General features: G+C 43.3%; 16 protein-coding genes. All 16 read right to left on the minus strand.

Annotated features, from left to right (window positions below):
* Positions 1 to 30: 30 nt before the first annotated feature.
* Positions 31 to 4176, minus strand: coding sequence for a right-handed parallel beta-helix repeat-containing protein (locus tag DESPODRAFT_RS08165; protein ID WP_004072789.1), 4146 nt, complete (start codon positions 4174 to 4176; stop codon positions 31 to 33).
* A 10-nt stretch (positions 4177 to 4186) separates the two neighbouring features.
* Positions 4187 to 6157 carry an asparagine synthase (glutamine-hydrolyzing) gene (gene asnB, locus DESPODRAFT_RS08170; RefSeq protein ID WP_004072791.1) on the minus strand — a complete coding sequence of 657 codons (1971 nt, stop codon included), beginning with the start codon at positions 6155 to 6157 and terminating at the stop codon, positions 4187 to 4189.
* Positions 6145 to 7467, minus strand: coding sequence for an O-antigen ligase family protein (locus DESPODRAFT_RS08175; RefSeq protein ID WP_004072793.1), 1323 nt, complete (start codon positions 7465 to 7467; stop codon positions 6145 to 6147). The genes asnB and DESPODRAFT_RS08175 overlap by 13 nt, the downstream gene beginning before the upstream one ends.
* Complete coding sequence (locus tag DESPODRAFT_RS08180; RefSeq protein ID WP_004072795.1) at positions 7468 to 8649, minus strand: glycosyltransferase family 4 protein; 1182 nt, start codon at positions 8647 to 8649, stop codon at positions 7468 to 7470.
* A gap of 1 nt (position 8650) precedes the next feature.
* The gene (locus DESPODRAFT_RS08185; protein ID WP_004072797.1) at positions 8651 to 9577 is read right to left on the minus strand and encodes a polysaccharide deacetylase family protein; all 927 of its coding nucleotides are present in this window, start codon (positions 9575 to 9577) and stop codon (positions 8651 to 8653) included.
* Positions 9578 to 9591: 14 nt separating this feature from the next.
* A complete protein-coding gene (locus DESPODRAFT_RS08190; protein ID WP_004072799.1) occupies positions 9592 to 10176 on the minus strand; it encodes a hypothetical protein in 585 nt (194 codons plus the stop codon).
* Between the two features lie 12 nt (positions 10177 to 10188).
* Positions 10189 to 10977 carry a sulfotransferase family protein gene (locus tag DESPODRAFT_RS18620; protein ID WP_083843556.1) on the minus strand — a complete coding sequence of 263 codons (789 nt, stop codon included), beginning with the start codon at positions 10975 to 10977 and terminating at the stop codon, positions 10189 to 10191.
* Entirely contained in the window at positions 10941 to 11108 is a 168-nt protein-coding gene (locus tag DESPODRAFT_RS19960; RefSeq protein WP_157488449.1) for a hypothetical protein, read from the minus strand. Before DESPODRAFT_RS19960 ends, DESPODRAFT_RS18620 begins: the two co-directional genes overlap by 37 nt.
* A 51-nt stretch (positions 11109 to 11159) precedes the next feature.
* Positions 11160 to 12059, minus strand: coding sequence for a glycosyltransferase family A protein (locus tag DESPODRAFT_RS08200; protein WP_004072803.1), 900 nt, complete (start codon positions 12057 to 12059; stop codon positions 11160 to 11162).
* Positions 12060 to 12078: 19 nt separating this feature from the next.
* On the minus strand, positions 12079 to 13014 hold the full coding sequence (locus tag DESPODRAFT_RS08205; protein WP_004072805.1) for a polysaccharide pyruvyl transferase family protein: 936 nt from the start codon (positions 13012 to 13014) through the stop codon (positions 12079 to 12081).
* 177 nt (positions 13015 to 13191) lie between these two features.
* Positions 13192 to 14676 (minus strand): lipopolysaccharide biosynthesis protein, encoded by a 1485-nt coding sequence (locus DESPODRAFT_RS08210; RefSeq protein WP_004072807.1) that lies wholly within the window; start codon positions 14674 to 14676, stop codon positions 13192 to 13194.
* A gap of 158 nt (positions 14677 to 14834) precedes the next feature.
* Positions 14835 to 16106: a glycosyltransferase gene (locus DESPODRAFT_RS08215; protein ID WP_004072808.1), complete on the minus strand. Its 1272-nt coding sequence runs from the start codon at positions 16104 to 16106 to the stop codon at positions 14835 to 14837.
* A complete protein-coding gene (locus DESPODRAFT_RS08220) occupies positions 16103 to 17203 on the minus strand; it encodes a GNAT family N-acetyltransferase (RefSeq protein ID WP_004072811.1) in 1101 nt (366 codons plus the stop codon). The genes DESPODRAFT_RS08215 and DESPODRAFT_RS08220 overlap by 4 nt, the downstream gene beginning before the upstream one ends.
* A 13-nt stretch (positions 17204 to 17216) precedes the next feature.
* Complete coding sequence (locus tag DESPODRAFT_RS08225) at positions 17217 to 18401, minus strand: hypothetical protein (RefSeq protein ID WP_004072814.1); 1185 nt, start codon at positions 18399 to 18401, stop codon at positions 17217 to 17219.
* Positions 18394 to 19563 (minus strand): hypothetical protein, encoded by a 1170-nt coding sequence (locus DESPODRAFT_RS08230; protein ID WP_004072817.1) that lies wholly within the window; start codon positions 19561 to 19563, stop codon positions 18394 to 18396. Before DESPODRAFT_RS08230 ends, DESPODRAFT_RS08225 begins: the two co-directional genes overlap by 8 nt.
* Positions 19556 to 21007, minus strand: coding sequence for a diaminopimelate decarboxylase family protein (locus tag DESPODRAFT_RS08235; protein ID WP_004072819.1), 1452 nt, complete (start codon positions 21005 to 21007; stop codon positions 19556 to 19558). The genes DESPODRAFT_RS08230 and DESPODRAFT_RS08235 overlap by 8 nt, the downstream gene beginning before the upstream one ends.
* Position 21008 lies beyond the last annotated feature (1 nt).

A 21008-nucleotide genomic window follows, 5' to 3' on the forward strand; every position in this document is an offset into this window, starting at 1 on the left:
CCTTGATTGTTGTATTACGGGAAAAGTCTTTCATGATGCGATTGTTTGAATGGATCGTTTTGACAACAAAACCTGCTGTCTTCCCAAAAGCACCTGATTGTGATCGATAGAAAGGGGTAGGGCAGTGTCATTAAAAACAATTATCTGGGTGGACAGGGAGGCCGGAACCTTTACCCGGGTATTGTCCCAGCCTTCAAACAACACCATGGTGCCTGAGCGGGATACGGAAAACTGAGCAGCACTGGATGAAAAAATAATGGAGTTGTTTCCGGGAAAATGGATAAGCTCGGCAGCAGCACCGCTGTGAACCGTAATATTGTTGATGCCGGAAGTGCCGTATATACAAACAGGGCTGCCCGGATTGACGGTTATATCCGGCACACTGTCCGACAGTATCACCTGTTCGCAATCCGGTTCTGTTTCACCGCACACCGCTTCTGCCTCTGATTCCTGATAAGCATATGCCCCGATATCAGGTTTGCCATCATCGTTCCGCAATATACAGGAAAGCGGATGTTTGTAGCTGTGCCGGGGTGCAAGAGACTGCCCGGAAGCACTCACCCCCCAGTAATCTCCTGCATCGATCAGAGTGTGAGCCCCGACTTTCAAAGAATAATCAAAATCATCTATATCCTTGAGACCGGGGTCCTGTGTAGTCCAGATATTGCTTTGTTTGTCTGTGATGTTGAATTCCGTATCAGGTCTTGCGCCGGCAGCATCCCACTTCAGGCCGCCTGCCCGGTCCACGATCAGGTTGTTTATCACCATAATATGTTCCGTATCGATATGTGCCCGGATAAAATAGGTAGCACCGCCTTTTTCATTGACAAAGGTATTGCCTGCCACATACAGATGCCGGGCATGAGGCCCGGTATTCCAGTCCCACCCGGATCGCGGCCCCACTGTCAGCCGGTCTGCACCGCCGTTCCAGACCAGTTCATCCCCTTCCCGCACATCAACTGCCCCTGCCTCGGTATTGGCAACGGAACTCCAGGAGTACAGATAGCTGCCGTAACGGTACTGCCCATAGAAGGTCTCCCCGGTGGGTTGTCCGTTCCGGTAGATTTCGTAATGGGTGCTCCCCGGCGGGGTGGTGGTAGGATCCTGGTAATACACCCGCATTTTTGCCTCTCTGCCGTAATTTACAAAGGTGTCAACTGTTGCACCCTCTGCTTTCTGGACCAGGTTTCCGATAACATAGGATTCTCCTCCAGATGGAATGTCAATGGGATAGTTTGAGTTGTGCAGCACCCCTTCATCGGTTATCCGGTTATACTGGATCCGGTTGTATTTCCCCCGGGTTTTTATGAGCTGCCCCCCTTTGGAATCATGGGTATAGCAATATTCCATTAAAAATTTGTTCACGGTCCCCACATAAATATTATGTTCCTGGCCTCCTCCCGTTCCGCCGCCGTAAATTTCCGTTCTGCGAAGGGTCACATCCAGGTTGGGGCAGTGACCAACCAGCAGGCCGTTATAGCTGTCATAAATTTTGCAGTCCTCGATCAACAGGGAGGTGGCTACATCGGTATTGTGCATCCGAACAGCCGGTGAGTTTTTGGATGTGCCGTATACATCCGATATCTCCAGCCACTTCAGGGTCAGCCCGGCGGAACTGCCGTTGGTGGTGTTGCTCAAAAAGGCGTTTCGTCCTCCGATGCCGTTGGCCGGATAAATATGAGCCCGGAGTCCCAACCCCCCGGAGACCCCCACAATGGCCAGGTCATCCACGGCAATATATGGCAAGGCCGAGGTTTCTTCATATGCAGTACCGGCATCGATCTCGATGCACTGGCCTTTCAGTCCGCTGCGATTTACATGATTAATTGCCTCTTCAAGGGTTTTGTATATGCGGTGCGGTCCAACACGAATCGCGCCAGATTGATGCTCGGAGAGAACAACCTGCACCGGGGCTGTCGCTGCCCGGGAAATGTTAAAATCGGCATCTTTGGTCCAGCCATACAAGGTTATATCTCCTCCTCCTGAAAGCTGCCATTTGTCAGGGGGAGATGAGACCCATCCCGGATCATCAGCAGAGGGTATGTCAGCAGATTCTGTAATCAGATATCCGGTGACTTCTGTATTGTCGGCTGCGGAAAAATTGGTTACATCCACCTGAAGAGAAGCAGATGCAGCGGGGATTTTGAAGTTCGAAATCTCCGGTGGAATGTCATCCACATTCAGGGTAACGGTACGGCTCACAGGCGCGGAAATATTGCCGAACATGTCCATGGCATGGGCATATAAAGTCAACGGGCCGCTGCCGGATTTGGTGGTATAGGTTTCAGGCTTTTTATATGTCCATTGATCTGAATCCAGAGCCGGTGCTGAAACAGATTCTGTAACGGCAAATTTTACTGTCCATTGGTGGTCATCTTGTACTTTAAATTTTGTAATCGGGATCTGTTTTGAAAAACTGGTTAAAGGTATGTCAAAATCAACAATGGGTGCATTTGTGTCTTTTTTGTCATGGGACAATTTATAAATATATACATCTCGATCAATTTTATCCACAAATATGTAAACATTATAAAATTCAATGTAGTTCCAGCGGCCATAAAAGTAGGGATATATATTTGCTGGCGTTATTTTGTTGTTCGGATGGGCTGGCACCTTTACCCAATGATGATTTTCCGAAAAATACAAGTAAACAGCTTCATTTCTATCTTTTGAACCCTCTTTTGCTCCGGCATATTGAACAATGACATCCTGGGTTGTATCATATACACCATAGTGTTCCTGATAGCCTGTAGATGTAATGAAATCCCAGTCTCCAGTTGGTGCAGTCCCTGTTTGCCCCTTGATGTATAATTTTTTAACCGGCGCATGCCCCTGGCTGTTGAAATTATCAGGATTAATTTCCCAGATACAATATTTTTCATCACTTTTGGATGAACTGCCATACAAGATAAGTTCGTCGCGTTTTGGGTTTATCACCAAAAAACCACCATTGCCGGCATGAGGGGTTCCATCTGCATCTCTTGCCGTCCAGGTTTTGGTGTTAAGATCCAGAGACCATAGTCGTGGCCCTGATTTTCCACCCCGGCGATACATCCAGACAATATCCCGTTTCCCGTCGATGGCCATAGTAGAGATATTGACAACACCCAGCTCATTGAGCCTGCTGTCAATTTCCCATTCTGTCCACATAGAGGTTTCAATATCAAAGATCCACGGGTGGTCATTTATGAAGCCTGTAGCAGAAGGGTGCCATGTAAAGGATATGGGGCAAATCATGGCATTCATAGTCTCTGAAAACACAAGATGACTGTATGAATGCACAGAACCTTTTTTGTCTTCCCAGGGATATCCGCCATGTTCCTGTAACGCATAATTATTTTGATAATGACTCATTCCCATATTTTTCCATATGAGATCGCCATCAATAACAGTTTCCCCGAATTTTTCAGCCTTTGCCCAATCTGGTTCAGTTGATCCGGAGGAGCCTTTATCAGAAATACACTTGAAAAAGTCGAGAGATGATTTGCCATCTCCCCACAATGAACGAGAAGGTGTCTTTGTTTTTACATCTCCCAGAATTCTTTTTCCTCTGATGTAATCATGGTTTGGCTGCCACCCAATAATTCCCATGTTGGTCCATTCACCCCATGCCTGATGATCTTCTATAACAGTGTCGCCTATGTTGGGGGCGGTAGCCCAGTCAGGTTCATTTGGACCGGTTTTTGCGCTCCAATGTGAGTCCCAGACAGATGTTACCTTAAATTCATATAAAACGTCATTAATGTTAGCTGCTAACCGTGTACTCGGTGATATAGGTTTCCCTGATTCCCATTCATCCATTACCCCGCCGATAGTACCTGAATCTACACATTTCCACTTTAGTGTATCCAGATCAAAAGCAAGGATACCATTAAATCCGGTAGCGACATGTCCCCCTCCATGCAGCAAAATTGCCCGATCCTGCTGACTGACAACCGCACCGGAATAATCGGTAATTTCTGTAATTCTGGAGTTATAAGGAGAATTGCAGGGAAAATCACCGGGCCAATTGGTATACGAAAACGTGTCACCACTGTCTTTTACCTTATACCAGTGCCCGGGCTCCAGTCTGGCAAGGTCTTCTTTTGATTCAATTATGCCCTGGGAAAGGGCGGCAAATGCTGATCCTGTTCCCATGAAGACACTAATCAATATAATCAGTATGAATCGTTTCATATAAAAAAACTTATATTCCTTTGAATTTCTGATACCAGAGATTGAACATCATGATGGCCCACAACTGGGTGGACCAGTTCCGCATTCCTTTCTGATGTTCATTCCAGATTTTTTCCAGATAGGTGATATTCAAATATTGCTGGCTGGCATCGCCCCCAAGCACCAGATTCTTTGAATAGGTGTTCAGATCCTTCCTGAGCCATTCAAGAATGGGCACTCCGAACCCCATTTTTTTACGATACAGAATGTCATGCGGCAGGTGTTTTTTCAATGCTTTTTTAAAAATATGTTTTCCTTCCAGACCCTTTAACTTTAATCGGGACGGTATTTTTGCCGCATTTTCCATGAACACATGGTCCAGTATAGGGCAGCGCACTTCCAGGGACACGGCCATGGATGCCCGGTCCACTTTGGTAAGAATATCATCGCACAGATAGGTCTGGATATCCAGATACTGGATTCTGGACAGGTGATCAGGTGCCGGTGCATTGTCATAAATGGCACGGAAAAAATCTACAGTATGGTATCCTTTCAATTCTTTCATGGTCTCTGTATTGAAATAATCAGGTTTATCCATATCATGCACCGCACACATGGAAAAATAATACGCCTCCAGGGGATCTCTGGCCACATTGGACAAAAACGCTTTGCCCCGAAAGATCTGCGGCAGGTAATCCGCCTTTGGATACAGCTTCCCCAGAAACCCAAACAAGGGCTGCCGAAAAAGTTCCGGCACCATGTTGCGCACCAGGTTTTCCCGGGCATCCATGTAATATCTACGATACCCGGCAAAGTTCTCATCCCCCCCGTCTCCGGACAGGGAAACCGTCACCTTCTCTCTGGCCATTTTGGACACATAATAGGTGGGAACAGCTGAAGAATCGGCAAACGGTTCATCATAATGCCAGGCCAGTTTTTCGATAATGGGGATGGCTTCGGGGGTTACATGAAATTCATTGTGGCTGGTGTTGAACAAAGAGGCAACCTGTCTGGCATATTCTGCTTCATTGTAAGCAGCTTCACTGAAGGAGATGGAGTTGGTCACTACCGGTTCCGGACTGACCCCGGACATCAGCGCTACAATGGCGGAAGAATCCACCCCGCCGGATAAAAACGCCCCCAGCGGCACCTCACTAATCATGCGCATTTGGGTTGATTCCGTCAGAATTTCCACCAGATTTTCCATGATCTTGTTTTCAGACGTATTCTGTTCAGGTTCAAAGCACAGATCCCAATAACGGGAAACGGTCATGCCGGTGTGATCAACCACGGCATAATGGGCTGCCGGCAGTTTTTTAATGGAATTGAAAATAGTTTTGGGTGCCGGCACATACAGCAAAGAAAAATAGTCGGACAAAGCGGTCAGATCAATGCTGCGGTCCATATCTTTGGCCGCAAGCACCGCTTTGATCTCTGAACCAAAAACAAACTGCTTGTCGTCATGGGCATAATACAACGGTTTTTTGCCCACCCGGTCCCGGGCCAGAAACAACTGCTGTTGGTTTTCATCCCAGATGGCAAAGGCAAACATACCCCTGAGACGTTCCACTGATTTTGTGCCCCATTCTTCATAGGCATGGACAATGGTTTCTGTGTCTGAATTGGTCTGGAAGACATGGCCTTTGGCCAGCAGCTCCTGTTTTATTTCCTGAAAATTATATATCTCTCCGTTAAAAGAAATCCATATGGTGCCGTCTTCATTGGAAAGGGGCTGCTGCCCGGTGGCCAGGTCGATAATGCTCAACCTTCTGTGGCCAAATCCAACACTTGTTTTGTTGTGGTTCCTGCCGCGGACATAACCATTGTTCAAAGTTCTGAGAGGAACCTGAGCGTTTTCACGTAAAGAAGCGTCAGCTGCCTTATTAATAAAATACCCTTCTTCATCCGGCCCCCTGTGGGCCAGCGACCGGTTCATCCGGATCAGGGTTTCAATATCTGTTTTTCGTCCGTCAAAATGGACCAGACCGGTTATTCCGCACAAATTGATTGCTCCTTTTTTATTCTTTCATACTCTTTCAGGCTGGCCAGCATAGCAAGACAGAATATCTGTACTTCCACTTTCAGATAATCCACAAAAATGCCGGATACGAAAATGGCTGTAAGACCGGCAGCCATCATCATGACATACAAATAGATGGTAATATCTTCTTTGTTGAACGAAAGTATTATTCTAATCCCCCATACTGCTAATAACAAATAGAGAATTGCCCCGGGGATTCCCTGTTCCACAAGAGTGGTCAAAAAAGTATTATGGGAAGAGCGACCATACTGGCCAGGCCGTCCAGGTATGGCAGTCAGATATTCTTGGGGCAGATAATAAGAGCTCAATACGGAGGTCCCTCTGTGCCCGTGCCCCATTACATTTGCTTTAAACATCTCCCACTGTGCTGAGGCTATGACAATTCTTGAATAAGCGCTGCCCTCGATTTCTTCTGTTTCTACCTGTATGGCGGTCGTTACTGTGTCCATACGGCCCCAGAATTTATCAGGAGTGAAATATACAAGCCCTGCTATTGCTACCATGGCATATATAACAAATTTTTTTCTGAAAGCCTTGTGATTCAATAAAAACAATACCATACCTGCTGCCACTACACCAACTGCGGCTGACCGGCTGACAGTCTGGACAATCCCGTTGGCCATCAATACGGCTGCAATACAGATAGTTCCCTGGGAAAGCCGCCAAAAGAATGTGTTTTGAAATATGGTATTTTTTTTTAACAGCAGCAATGCCGCAAAAATTAATATAACCCCCAGGTGCATCCCCAAGGTATTTGAATCATTAATGCCCGGACCACCAAGCTTTTCCACCCGGCCCCCGACAGAATATCCTTTTATCAAATATCCCCAGTATAACCCACCAATAATATTGAATATAATAAACTGGTAAAACCTGGCATCACTGTCAACAATGGTATAAATCATACAGAATAAAACAATGTATTTTGTGAATAAAATTGTTGCATCCAGATGCATTTCAAATGAAAGGGCCCATGGCAGTTGTATCCACATCCAAATGGTATAGGCAATTAATATTTTAGCTGCCCCATTACTGAACCATGGTTTTTTCATGATCACCCTATTCCTGTTCACCCAGAGACTTATGAAGGTGATAAGTGCTGCAAGTAAAGACCATCTGAGATTGGGAATATAGGCACCATACCAGTGGTGAGTCGGAGCGGCATACAGGACAAACAGATAGCACCCCAGACCCCAGACAGGATGCCGTGAAAAACTTAACCATGACAGGGTTGCAAATACAAGGACCCATGCTATTACGGTAGTAGGCATTTATCTGGCCAGGACCTCATCGAAGACAAGGCTGCATTCTTCAGCAACCACATCCCAGGTACGGCTGGAAACTTCCTGCGATATGGCAGATCTATTCCAATTATTTGCCAATCCTTTTGCAATCCCCCCGGCAATATCTTCATATCGTCTTTCCACAAGAATGCCCATGGATTCATTTTTGACAATTTCCGGAGCGCCGAAAACTTTCGTTGCTATCACAGGAGTTCCGCAGGCCAAAGATTCTGTTAAAACGTTTGGCCATCCTTCTTTGTCACTTGATAAACAAAACAGATCTGCTGCATTGTACCAGTCTATAAGCTGGTCATTGGGTATCTGTCCCATAAAAAAAATATCTGATTGGATTTTCAGGTGCTCAGCAAGTTTCTTCAGCCGCTGTTCTTCAGGGCCTGAGCCAATGATATAGAACTGTAAAGGTGTTTTTGATTTGATTAGCTGTGCAGCTGCTTTAATTGTCAAATCATGACCTTTTCGTGGGATAAGCGCCCCAATGGATAATAATATATGTTTGTCATTATTGATTCCCAATTTCAGCCTTGCGGTTTTTTTATTTATTTGATGAAAATATTTTTTGTCTATACCATTGGGAATTACGGTTATCTTTTTTTCATCAGGACATATTTCAAGCATCATTTGTTTTAATGCCTCACAAACCGAAATGATATGAGACGATTTTGTCAATATTTCAGAAATTTGCGGCTTGATAGTTGAATATGACATATACTGGTTGATATCAGAGCCCCTTGCAGATACGACCACTGGTAAATGCAAAAGTTCTCCCAATAATATACCTGCCTGACAGTCAGGATAGATAAAATGGCCGTCTATCAAATCAAACGCAGATTTTTTATGTAACTCCTGAACAAAATTTTTGATACCCCAGTATATAAGTTTCCCATGAATCGTCATGCTGGCCTTGGGGATCATAAAATATCTCGGATGATATACATTTATGCCATCCATGGTTTCATGAAAAGGGACCTGGGAATAATACTGATAAGGGCGCAAAAATTTTAAATCAGGGCAGTACGGTACAGGCGCAACAACTTCTATTTTACATGCTTTTTTTCGGGCATAGGCAAACATTCTTTTTTGTATAAATATACCTAAATCAGGTTTTTTTGTGTTTGGAAACAAAGATGTCAGGATTAATATTTTGGGCATGTTACCTCTGTCCTGCTAACATTTTAAGTAATAGTCTTGTGGTAAATTTCACGGGATTTCTGTCCCAAGGCGTAAATCTTGGTAATTGATAAGGATCTGATATGGATGATGTCAAAGTTTCCGGGACAGTAGATACTGCATACTGATACCCTGCTTTTTTTACAATTTCGATTGTATGTTCAGTATAGTCAGCAACTGGTTTGCCATTGGGGTATGCAAATGTGCGAACAGGTGCCTGAATCACGTTTTCTAAAAGAATTTTGCACCCAAAAATCTCCTTATGGGCATCCTGATAGGATAGTTTTGATAGAATCGGATGGCTGATCGTATGGCCTCCAATCTCCATACCTGCATCATAAAGGGTTTTTATATCATCTTCCCTCATCATAAGATTTTCCGGAGGGGGCACATTGAAGGCAGATAGCAAGTCTTTGGCTACTTTCCTGCGGTTTTTATCCGGTTTATATTTCACTTGCTCCAAAATCAAATCTAATGCCCTGCGTTTCATTTCTATTGTTGATAAATCAAAAGATCCCAAATCAAATTTTGACAAATCAAATTTTGTTTGTACCTGATTTTTTGTAATATTTGAAATAACCTCAAAAATACCATCATTCCACATCCATTGGCCATACAGAAATCCTGAGCTTATAAAAAAGGTTGCTTTGACTTTGTGTTTGTTAAGAATGGGGAGGGCAACCATAGCGTTGTCTTTATATCCGTCATCGAAAGTTATCGATAATATTCTGGAGGGTCCTCCTTTTCTTTTCAGATTACGCATGGCTTCATGCACTGGCAAAATTTTAAAATATTTTTTTAATAAGTTTAATAATTTGTCAAAACGCTCTGCATACATGATATCATGCAAAAGTTTGTTTTTTTTGGGAAGAACCCTGTGAAAAGCCAATATGCATAATGTCTTTTTCATAACAGATCGTATTTTTATTTCTTTGGTGATTTTTTGTAAAGCTGGATTTCATGTAAAGTTTTTTGTGCAAGATGATGTTGACCCATGAGCAGATAGGTCTGATACTGATAGTTTAGAAGTACCGGCCAAAGTCCGTAATATCCACCTCCTCTGCCTTTCATGGCATTGCGAACAAAATTTAGTTGTGAAAGCACCCGTTCCAGTTTGCGGTTGCGGTCAGGATGATGATATTCGAGCAACCTTGCTTCCTGGAACTCTTCTATACCCCAGCACAAATGATGGCTGAATGCCCAATATTTGCCCACGCGGTTTAACCATTTGTCTCTTAATACTTTAAATTGATCTGGTAATTTCCTGTGTTGATTGATAATTTCTCTTTCAGTTAACCTTACCTGACAATACTCAGGCAGATGTTGCCATCTTGACATCAGTGAGGTTATTTCTTGCATAGTAGCCTGCGATTTAATATTTTTATCTGCAAGACTCACCTGGGGTGAAACGATAATACCAGTTGCAATTATTATACAACTGTGCAACAAGATTGTGTTACACTTTCTGATTATAAAATGAAGTTTTCGGATAAAAAAAATCTCAGGCAAAGCGAACTCCCTTTATATATGAGGTGTTACGTCGTTTGTATGTGAAATCAATTGTTGATGCAGATTTTCACAAAGCGCTTTGATCTCAGGAATGATTTCTGGCGGGGTATTTTTACGAACCGATGTTGCATAAACCGTATTTGTAATTTTTTTGTCCATATTTATTTTCAAAAATTGAAAGATTGATTCAAAACCAATCTCTGGATCTGCAACCAAATTTTCATATTTTGTTAAAATGACTTTTTGGTTGAAATCCAGTTTCTGCTGGAAAAATAAAACATTGCGTAAATACCATATCAAGGCCCGTGAAGATGCATCGTCAATCCCTTCTTTATAAAATTTTTTTATCAAATCAAGATTCTCTTGCGTGACGTTTTGCAGGCGCCATCCTGCTTTCTCAGGTTCAAAGAGCATAATATACAGATATCTTTTATGTTCTGTGAAATTTCGCAAAGATGAGTTCACCACATCATTGAAGTGCCTGAATATCCAAATTCCTTTGGCGGTTGGAAAATAGTCCAGAAGCGATATCAGGTTCTGGCTGTCAGATATTGCTTTGAACGCAACCACTTTGGCATTTGAACGGGCGATTAATTTGGCAATAAATTCTTTTTCTTTTAGCACATAATTTGAAAAAGCTTCTTCATCCTCTTCTAAAAAACACTCAGTATGAAAAGACCTGTTCAAAGTATTGATGAGTAAGTTTGTCCCTGATCTTTGTTCGCCACATATGAATACCGGAACAGACTGATCAGTATTCGATTTTAGCCATTGAAACAGGCGTTTTTTATACTTAAATATTTTTTTTTTTTGTGAGCATTTATTATCTTATCCTTATTTTTTTTAAAGGTATGTGATGGCCCAAAGACAGGATTATGAAGTGGATTAAACTCCTTACATACATTATTGGTAGCCTTTTCTACTTTTTTCATTTATCACTTTATTATTGCTTGTTTTGAGGTTATAATAATTCTTAAAAATGGTTACTGAGATTGATTCCAAAACCTCCAGGGTGTTAAAAATTTTCGAGAATAGGTTAAATAACGCAAACCTCCAGGCAAGAATATACTTTTAAAATGTAAGATTACTGCATCTCGATATTTTCCAGCCTTTAATTGGCTTACCGACTTTGCATGATAGGCAGAACACATTTTCATTTTAATTTTTTTAATTATTTCATGAGGTGGTTTTTTTTCAAGCATCCGCAAAAAAAGGTCGAAATATGCTGCTTTATATTCTAAGGATTTTGACAATGATTCCGGAGTGTCATTGATCCGAAATGTTGGTTCATCAAGTATGGCAATATTTTTTTTTTCCATAGCAATTTTAAAAGCTATCCACGTCCATTCTGCAAAGGTATGATAATCTGTGAAAAAAACTGGAGTAAAGGAATCACTCCTAAACAAGGCACCGCAACTTGCCAACCAGTTAGATTCCAGTAAATTTTTTAAGGGATCTTTTTCAACATCCTCTAAATTGTTAAAAGCAAGCTTATCAATTTGTCCTCTATTTACATAACCATTGCAAACAACAAGATCAACTTGTGCGTTGTCTTCAATTAAAGTCAGTCTGGTATCCATGGCATTGGGCAAAAACTCATCATCATCATCTATTATGGAAAAAAAAGGTGTTTTTACCATTTCTCTGCCTTTTAGAATAGCATTTGGCAAAGAGGGCTTTGCAACATAATTAAACGTAATATCTTTTTGAGATTTTAACCAAGAACACAATTCTTTGTCAAACCGATTACCATTAACAACTGCAATTATTTTTATATCTGAGGTAGAAGATTTTCTGACTGACTGAACACATCTTTTGACGCTGGTTACTCTTTTTTTTTCAGCTAAAGTCGGTATAATGACTGAAATTTTTTGACTACGCATATATTGACCCTCCCATATTTTATTTTAGAGGAACACCTTGTAGAAATCGAAAAAAATGCTTGAATTTATAACTTTTTTTCAAAAATAGAGGGAAAAAATCTATGATGTCATTTCGAAATGGGCCTTCTGTTAGCTGCTTTCCATCAGACCAATACACATTACGTTTTTTCAAACTATATTCCCAGATACTTTTGTTTTTGTGGTAACGGTTTGGGAAGAGCGTCGTATTTTTATCAAGAATAGCCCCTATAATACTTGAATGGGTTCTATTCGTAACAATATCAGTTGCACCGGCATGCACCCTTAACCAATGGTTAAAATCTCTACAAAAAAAGGCTGGATCTATCCGTACCCCTTTTTTTTTAGTTAAAATTTTGTAATGGCCGGCTTCATTGTCTTGCCGAAAAGCATACAAATGATAACCCGGCTTGACATTACCCACTCTTTTTAACACTTCTTCTTTTGTTAAGTAAAAGGCAGTATCCTTTTCGATATATATTTCCGAAAAAAAAGGCTGAAAATACTTGACTGCTAAATCATAAGAAGTTTTCTCTCTTGCAAAAAAATATTTTTCTTTTTCTGAAAACCTTTCCAGGATGGGAACCATTTTCTCAGAAATATAAATGTGATCTTTTTCTAAGGTACATGGTCCCTGTATAACAATTGAGGCTTTCGAACTCAGTGCATGAATTAAACAAGTCAAAACAGAACCTGAGCACCAATTATTGTATCCTCCGCCACCATGAATATAGACGATATCTTCTTTTTTGGGAGAGTAATGACAAAATTCATCTTTGTTCATTCTTTTATAAGTCAGTCCAATTTCACTCGCCAAAAACTCAGCTCCCCAATAGATCAGGCAATCGCCGTAATTTCCACCGGGTTCCACAAAAATAAAATCGTAGTTAAAATATTTTTCAAAAATTGTTTTCAGGTTATTGTTTTCAGAATTCATAAAATAACCTCATGCTTTTCTTTGGTTAAGTGAATTTGGGTGTAAATCAAGGCTGTTGGTTTGTGGCTCAGTATACTATCGTCAGCTATTTTGTATGAAACTGAAATCAAAACAGCCAGCAGCAAGGATTGTATTCCCTGTAACGAAATGAATGACTATCGATCTCTGCTTGAATTGCTACAACGGTCTTGATTTACACCCAGTGAATTTTTTAATAACTATATTAGTGATGTTTTTTTCAGGTCCTTCAGGAAATCTAAACAGAGTCCAAAACGATATGATAAAAAATGTATAGGTGAATATCCCTGTCCCAATAACAAAGAGTAATAAAATGATACCATCTTTTTGTAAATAATTATTTAATATTGATTGACTGTAATAAACACAAATAAACATAAGGAGAGATGATAAAACAGGTCGAAAGTGAACGGATACCATTCTGCGGATAGAAATTTTCAGTTCGTAAAAAATTAATGCGTTTGATAACACAAACATTAATATCGTCGTTAATAGCACGGCAATTGCTGTTCCTTCCAATCCGAGCATAAAAGTCAACCAGAAAAGAGTTGGTATAAAGATAATCAATCGTAACAAACCTATCAGACTGGAAAGTTTGGGTTTTCCCATTGCAAGAAAAACGTACCCCGTATTGGAGTTTAGAGCCATCAGGGTACCACCTATTGCAATATATTGAATGAGCGTTACTGATTCAAGCCATTTCTCACCAAGCACAACAGGTACCAATACTCCAGCAATAGAAGCTATTCCAACACCAGCCGGCACTACAATAAATGAGATGGATTCCATGACATTGAGATACATTTTTTTTAATTCTTCTTTATGATGCGATATTTTTGAATAGCCCGGATATGTCGCGCGATTGACATTGCTTGCCAGTTCGGTAGTCGGAAGGGTTGATATTTCCTTGGCGATTGTAAAAAGACCGGCTGCCTGGGGAGAGAGAATTTTGCCGATAATGATTTCAGGAGAACGGGTATTAGCGAAATATAAAAAATTGTTGAACATCAGCCACTTTGAAAAATTAAACAACTCCCTCCATGCTGCAAAAGTGAACCTTGGGCGGAAACTGTGGAGTAAATAACTGTTAATGGTAGTACATCCTTGCCAGATAAGGGAACCGATAACCAGAGCCCAATAATTTCGCAGCCAGAATGCCATTCCAATGGTACAGAAAAAACTGATAATTTTTGGAAGCATTTGGTATGAAAATTCTTTGTCAAATGTAAGATTTTTTCGAAAATCAACTACACCAATATTTCTCAGGCCATTGACGAGAAAGGAAAATGACAGTACAAACATAATCGGTTGCAGCTTCTGGTTGCCGTAAAAGTCTGCGAGCAGTCCTGAAAATCCCATAACAACGGCGAAAGCCATAATCGCAAAACTGAAATTGAACGACCAGGCAGTATTATAGTGTTCTGCAGTTGCATTTTGTTTTTGAATAAGAACAGTATCAAAACCAAAACTCCCAAATATTTCGATAAATGCAAAAAATGCCATAATTATGGCAACCAGGCCAAATTCTTCCGGTGTGAGCAATCGCGCCAAAATGATGGTACTGATAAGCCCGATAATCCTGATACAGGCTCTAAGGGAAACCATCCATAAAACACTTTTGGCGACTTGGGTATTTAGAGACATTGAGTGTTGCTTTTTTAGGTATTTGGGGTTATGGGTTTAAAAATTTAACGCTAAAGATAAAATCCTTGGCTTGTACTCTTTTTTTTTACATATCTGCCGGTCGAATCGGTAATTTTCGAATCCAGTATTGAACCCCTTCTGTTTTCAAAAATTGAAAATTAGTTTTTGCCATCATAATTTTCAACACCATTTTCAAGCAGAGAATTTAATTCTTTTGTTCTGGCAGCTCTTGATAATTCAATTATTTTTTCCCTTTCTGGGAGGTGAAAATTCCCTGAAGTTATTTTTTTTATAAAACCGGGCAGTTTTTTTTTTATTTCTTCCTTTTCGTCTATCCTGACTATATCAAAACCACCGAGTGTTTTTAAAATGCCTGCAGTGTCTCCGGCTGGGTCTGTGAGAGCCAGAATCGGACGTCCAGCTCCAAGATACTCATACACTTTTGCAGGGATCTGTATATTGCACACAGCTCCCTGAAGGACCAGAAGCACGTCTGCACCCAGCAATTCCTGAATGGCATCTTTGTAAGGAATGGATTCATCTTCAAACTTCACAAGACCTTCAAGCTTTAAATGCGAAAACTTTTGTTTAAACTCATTTGAATACCCACTGGCCCGAAAAATAAAACATACTTTATCCGAATCTATGAGTCCTTCATCTCTTAATTCCGCAATCGCATGAAACAACTGGGTCGGATCCCGCTCATAACTGTAGACAAGGCCGCTGTGAAGAATTGTCAATGGGCCATGCTTATCCTTTTTTTGGGGCGGAAAGATTTTGTCTTGAGGAAACAAGGTCTCATCAAACCCGTTGGGGATAACGGATATTTTTTGTGAAGATTTTTCTCCATATCGGTTTTTATAGACCTGGCAGGTGCCGGGTGTGGTGACTGTGATCGCAGCGGCATGTTCAATAACCTGTTTTTCAATCCACCAATAGCATTTTCTTACAATAGGATTATCCGGATAATCCGACATTGCCATGGGATCGCGAAAATCCGCAACCCATGGGATCTTAAATAAGCGGGAGAGATGTAAACCGATGACGTGGGCAGAAGCAATGGGAAAGGTGGATATTATGGCAGTGGGGCGCCATTTACGGATAATCTGTATTCCTTTTACCGTGCCGGTCAATATCCATGACTGCCACCGGTCCGGCAGTGCCAGTGTCCGCAGATACCGGCCCCGCCATGCCAGGTGCCGGGCTGTGTCCAAAGCCGGTGCACGAATAACTTCGATAGTTTCCGGAATGGTGCTGGTATTTGAGGTGTTGACAGATTCGTAGGCCCCGGGGGTTACGGTCAAAATCTTTACATCCCATCCCATTTCAGGCAGATAGCGGGCATAGGAAAGCATACGGTGCACCCCGCTGCCACCCTGAATGGGTGGAAAATGAAAGGCAATGATCAGCAGTCGTCTGGTTTGATTCACGGGGCTGTCCTCATTTTTTTGAGTGTTCCAAAAATTTTTGACCGAACCTGGCTGGAATAAATTTCAAACCGGACATGCCGACGGGTTTGTCTGGTCCAGTGAAGCTTGTGGGGGTCCGGCTCCATCTGACCGGGAGTGCCTAAGAAATCGAATTCTTTTGCTCCGGAAGCAAACGCTTTTTCCAGGCATCCGTCTATAACCAGGGCGCCGGGTGACAGATCTTTGAAACGAGAGTCAAACCCGGTCTTCAATTGACCAATCCAGTCTCCCCAGTGGCAGCAGAGGCTGTAGGCAATCGGTTTGTTTTTATTCCAGAGCACATTGGCCATCAAAGCGTTTTTTTCAGCCAGAAAAGGCAGCAGCTGTGCATAATACCGGCCTTCCCGATTTGAAAAGGACACAGCAACACCAGATTCCGCTTTCCAGCTGTTGGCTTCCACAGCCACAAAAGCCTCCAGAAATTCAGAGGCCTGAGATGCAGCAGGATACCAGGCCATTTCCATCTCTTCCGTACTGGCCAGCATTTCATTTCTTTTTCGGTATTTATACCGAAATTTTCTGTTTTTGGATGCCAGCAAATCATCAAAAGTGCCTTTGAGCGTTAGATAAGGGGAGACATCCACAGGAAACTCCTGGAAACCCAAATCCTTTTCATGGCAGAGCTGTCTTAAAGATTCAGCCGTGGGTCCGTCATCGATGATGTTGGATATCATCAAAATGTGCCATTTGGGAGTGTCGGAGAAGAACGCTTCCAATAAAGCCCTGATACTGCTAAGGCAGACACATTCTAAATGATAGGTGACAAAATCGTATAAAAACACAATAGAAAAAGGCATTCCCAGTTTGAATCTTTTTTCCACTCTATAGGGAAGGAAACCAGCGGGTTTATCTGCATCAAAGTGAACAAACACCCGGGTATGGTCTATCTCTGTTTTTCCGCTTGAAAGCGATATTTTTACCCACCCGGGGTGAAGGGTGGGATTCAACCGCTTGTTTTCAATGAGCTCAATCCAATTTTTTTTCAGATTTTCCGGCAGAGCTGAGAATGGAAAACAATAGTTTTTGGAATCTATTTTATGTTTGCTGGTATCTTTCATAACAGGTCAAATTTCATTGTTTGGTTTTGAATTTCAATCTTTTTATGATCCATGGATATCCCTTTTTAAATGTTTGCAGCATCAGGTTGTTAAATGCTGATAGAAGCGGATGGATATCGTTGTGACCATAATAGGGGAAATACGGATTTTTTCCCCAGGGGGACAAAGTCCGCTGCCTGACACAAGCCAGCAGGTAACACAACGGCTCTTTTTCCGTATCATACCAAACCACATTGTGGGAAAGGACGGGGGCAAACGTCTCGTGGGCCAGCCTCAAGGTGTAGCAAAATTCCATATACGGAAGGTTCAGACCGCCCTGAACTGTGACATCGACGCAGTATTCAGTACGACCCACCGTAGGTTCAATCAGCCACAGACGCCCGGTATTGTCTCGTTTGAACTCCACGGCGACCGGCCCGCAAAGGGGAAGCCCCTTGAGAAACTGTAATGCATGCTGCCGGACCTGGTCGTCTTCAAAAAGCTCCAGTATCGTTCCCCTGCCAAGTCCTTTTGGGAAGGAACGTTGTTTTCTGCCGGTGATGTCGGCTAAAGGAAGACCTTTGTCCATAAAAAATGCGCAGAACTGAAGTCTGTCATCCTCTCCTTCCACACATTCCTGGGCCAGAAATGGCAGAGAATCCGGAAATTCTTTGACAAGATTGTACAGTTGGCTGAGGGTTGTAAGCTTTCTGGTTTTAAAGGCTGCAGGCGGCTGATCGGGCTTTACTATCAGCGGGAACTGCATCTCCTGGGCCTTTTTACAATCATCGAGAGAGGCAATAATCCGTGCCCTGGGATATGCCACACCGTTTTTTTCCGCATGGCGGCAGACCACGGATTTATAGGTAAAGGATGCCGTCAGTTCGGTGCAATCCGCCCAGCTGAGAAGGTAGTTTTTTGACAGCTTGTCCCAGTTTGCCGCAATTGCCCGTACGGTTTTGTCGCTGCAGGGAAACAGCACCACCCGATGATATGGAATATGTTTTCGCAATGCAATCAATGTATCCGGCAGATCTTCTGGGTTGACCCCCTGTCGTGCAAACATGGTCAGGTACCTCGACTTTGCTGCAGGGCCTTTGTCGCTTCTGTCCACCGCATAGACCTGTACCCCTTTTCGGGCAAGGGCGCGCGCCACTGCCAGGCCCTGTATGGTGAGGCCGACAACCAGGGCCGCAGAATCGGATTTTGGTTCAGGCATGGGTTTTCCTTTTGAATAAAGTGTGCCACATCATGGTGATCAACTCCCGGGTATTGTGAAAAAACGGTCCCGGGTCTTTGAAGTCAAACAGCGCGAATGTATTTGCGCGGGCAACGGACCCAATATATGACATCAGGCTGCAGCGGCCGTTGCGCACCGCACCGGTACTGCGGGAAAAACATACAAACAGGTCAGCATTGAAATGCAGCCACCGGACGGTTTCATTAACCTTTTTGTCCATATTAGTCGAAGGCGGCACGTTGTCCGTGAGAAAATCAAACATACCGGGCCGCATTTTTTCAGCCAGTGAATACTGGACCCAGGGCCGGGCATTGATTTCAATGATGTAAGGGGTGCGGGTATGAATATCAAACATGATTTCCGCTTCACCCATGCCGTAAAAATCAAGGCTGTCCAGTATGCGCCGGGTGAAATTTTCAACCCCTGCGTCAGGGCGGGCTACCATATAGGTGCCGCCGGCGCATTGTTCTGGAAAAGACCGCAGTTTTTCGGCCACGGTTATCAGCGTCTGTCCATCTTTTCGACGGACAAAGCCGGCAGCATACTGTTTTACATCCGGAAACAGAAGGGACTGGCTCAGGGCAGGTGTAACATCAAGGGCTTTAAACTTTTTCAGCCAGGCCTGTAAATCCGCCATGTCTCTAATCTCAACCGCCTTAGGGAGACCTTTTGATGTTTCATGCTGGGTCAGTTCCGGGCGGAGCAGTAAAGGGAAAATTGGATCAGGCGTAATTTTTCCCGATGCATCGACCGTATAATCTACCGGTGCGGTTATGCTGTTTTGCCGGCACCAGGCAAGGAATCTGTTTTTATCCAGACAGATGTTCAAAACTTTCTGGTCCGGATGCAGTAGGTCGGAAAAAATTGTTTCCAGGCGGTTGCGATGGGCGGCAATGAATCTGAGCCACCTGTCACTGTCTGCGATGCAAAAAGCGGTTGATTTTCCAACGGTACGTTCAAGCTTTGCCAGTATGTATTCAGGGTCTGATTTTTGAAAGATCAGTTTTTCAGCCAACCTGGATTTGCCGGCAATACCCTCTGTGTCAGATGCCAGAATGACACGCCATCCTGCACGGGCTGCAACACGCGTCAAAGCCAGTGCAGACAAGGTGTTTCCCAGAACGACAAGGCAATCAGGCACAGTTGACTCCGAACGGCATCAGTGTATCCAGTTGTACAATATCTGAAAATGATTCCCGGCGCCGGATTTCTTCTACCATATTGCCATCTACCATTACAGCGGCAGGCCGTGGGAGCGAAAAATTGGTCTGGTTGGGTATGAAATATGCGCCGGCATCCATTACGGCAACAAGATCACCGGCCTGCAGAGCAGGGAACGGTTTGCAGCGTGCCACAATATCTCCTGGATGACACAACGGGCCATAAATATCGAACCGGCTGGTGTAAGGTTCCTTCATTTTGTTTGCCGGAAAAATCTGATGGGTTTCATACCCTAACGGCATGGTAATGTTTTTGCCGCCATCCAGGATCAGTTTCGGGATAGACTGTCGGGTCTGTTTGACCGTTATCACCCGCAATAGCAGCGTCTGCGCACTGCTGGTGATCGCCCGCCCCGGTTCAAAAAAGATGTGGGGCGGGTGTTTTTCAAAGTCCGGATATATCTGTCTGAATTTTTCACCGATTTTCCGGGCATACTCATCTGGTTTGGGGCAATCGTCAGGGTGCGGCATTCTCGGGGCATAACCAAGATCCGGCATTCTCAGGTCCCACTCGTCAGGGGTACGGACGGTTGGAACACCGAAACCGCCACCAAAATCATAGGTATTTATTCTGATGTTCAGTTCTTTATCAAGTTTCAGCCCGAACTCAAGTACTTCGGTGATCGCCGTCAAATAGATATCTGGATCTTTGATACCTGTTCCCAAATGTAAATGCAGGGCACAGGGATTCAGGTGTGTGTTCTGTTTTAATTTTTTGAAGGTTTCCAGGGATTCATTTGTGGCAATATTGGTGCCGAACTGTCCCTGCCATCCCACGGATGTCACCAGTCGAAGGCCCACATCCGGTTTCCGGCCGTGTTTTTGTGCCGCATCAACCAGCCAGGGGATCTCTTCTCTCCCGTCAATATTGATGAGCCTCACGCCTTGAGACACGGCAAGATCAATACAGTCTTTCCCTTTGCCTGGCCCGTTTACGATAATCCGTTCCGGCGGTACGCCCAGTTTCAAGGCAAGCCAGAGTTCAAAATGAGAAATCACCTCTGCAAAGGTGCCCATCCGATGCAGGGCGGTCAATACGCCCGGCAGGGGATTGGTTTTGTAAGACGTTGCCAGTTCTACAGCCGGCAGATGCTCCCGGAATGCCCCGACAAAGGTATCATAATTTTTTTTCAAGCGGCTTTTATCTACAACATGAAGCGGGGTACCATAGTCCTGTGCCAGGGTTATGGTGCTGATGTCTTGAACACAAAGGTGGCCTTCTTCGGAGATATGACTGCCCCATAAATCAGGCGGCAGGCCTTGAAACGTCTCTGGTAATCCATTACGCCGGTGCTGATCCTGTTGCAGAAGACGTCTGATAACGGTTCTTTTTACAGCTGTTTTTGTAAATTCAAGAAGTTTCAAT

Source organism: Desulfobacter postgatei 2ac9 (genome assembly GCF_000233695.2).
GTDB lineage: Bacteria > Desulfobacterota > Desulfobacteria > Desulfobacterales > Desulfobacteraceae > Desulfobacter > Desulfobacter postgatei.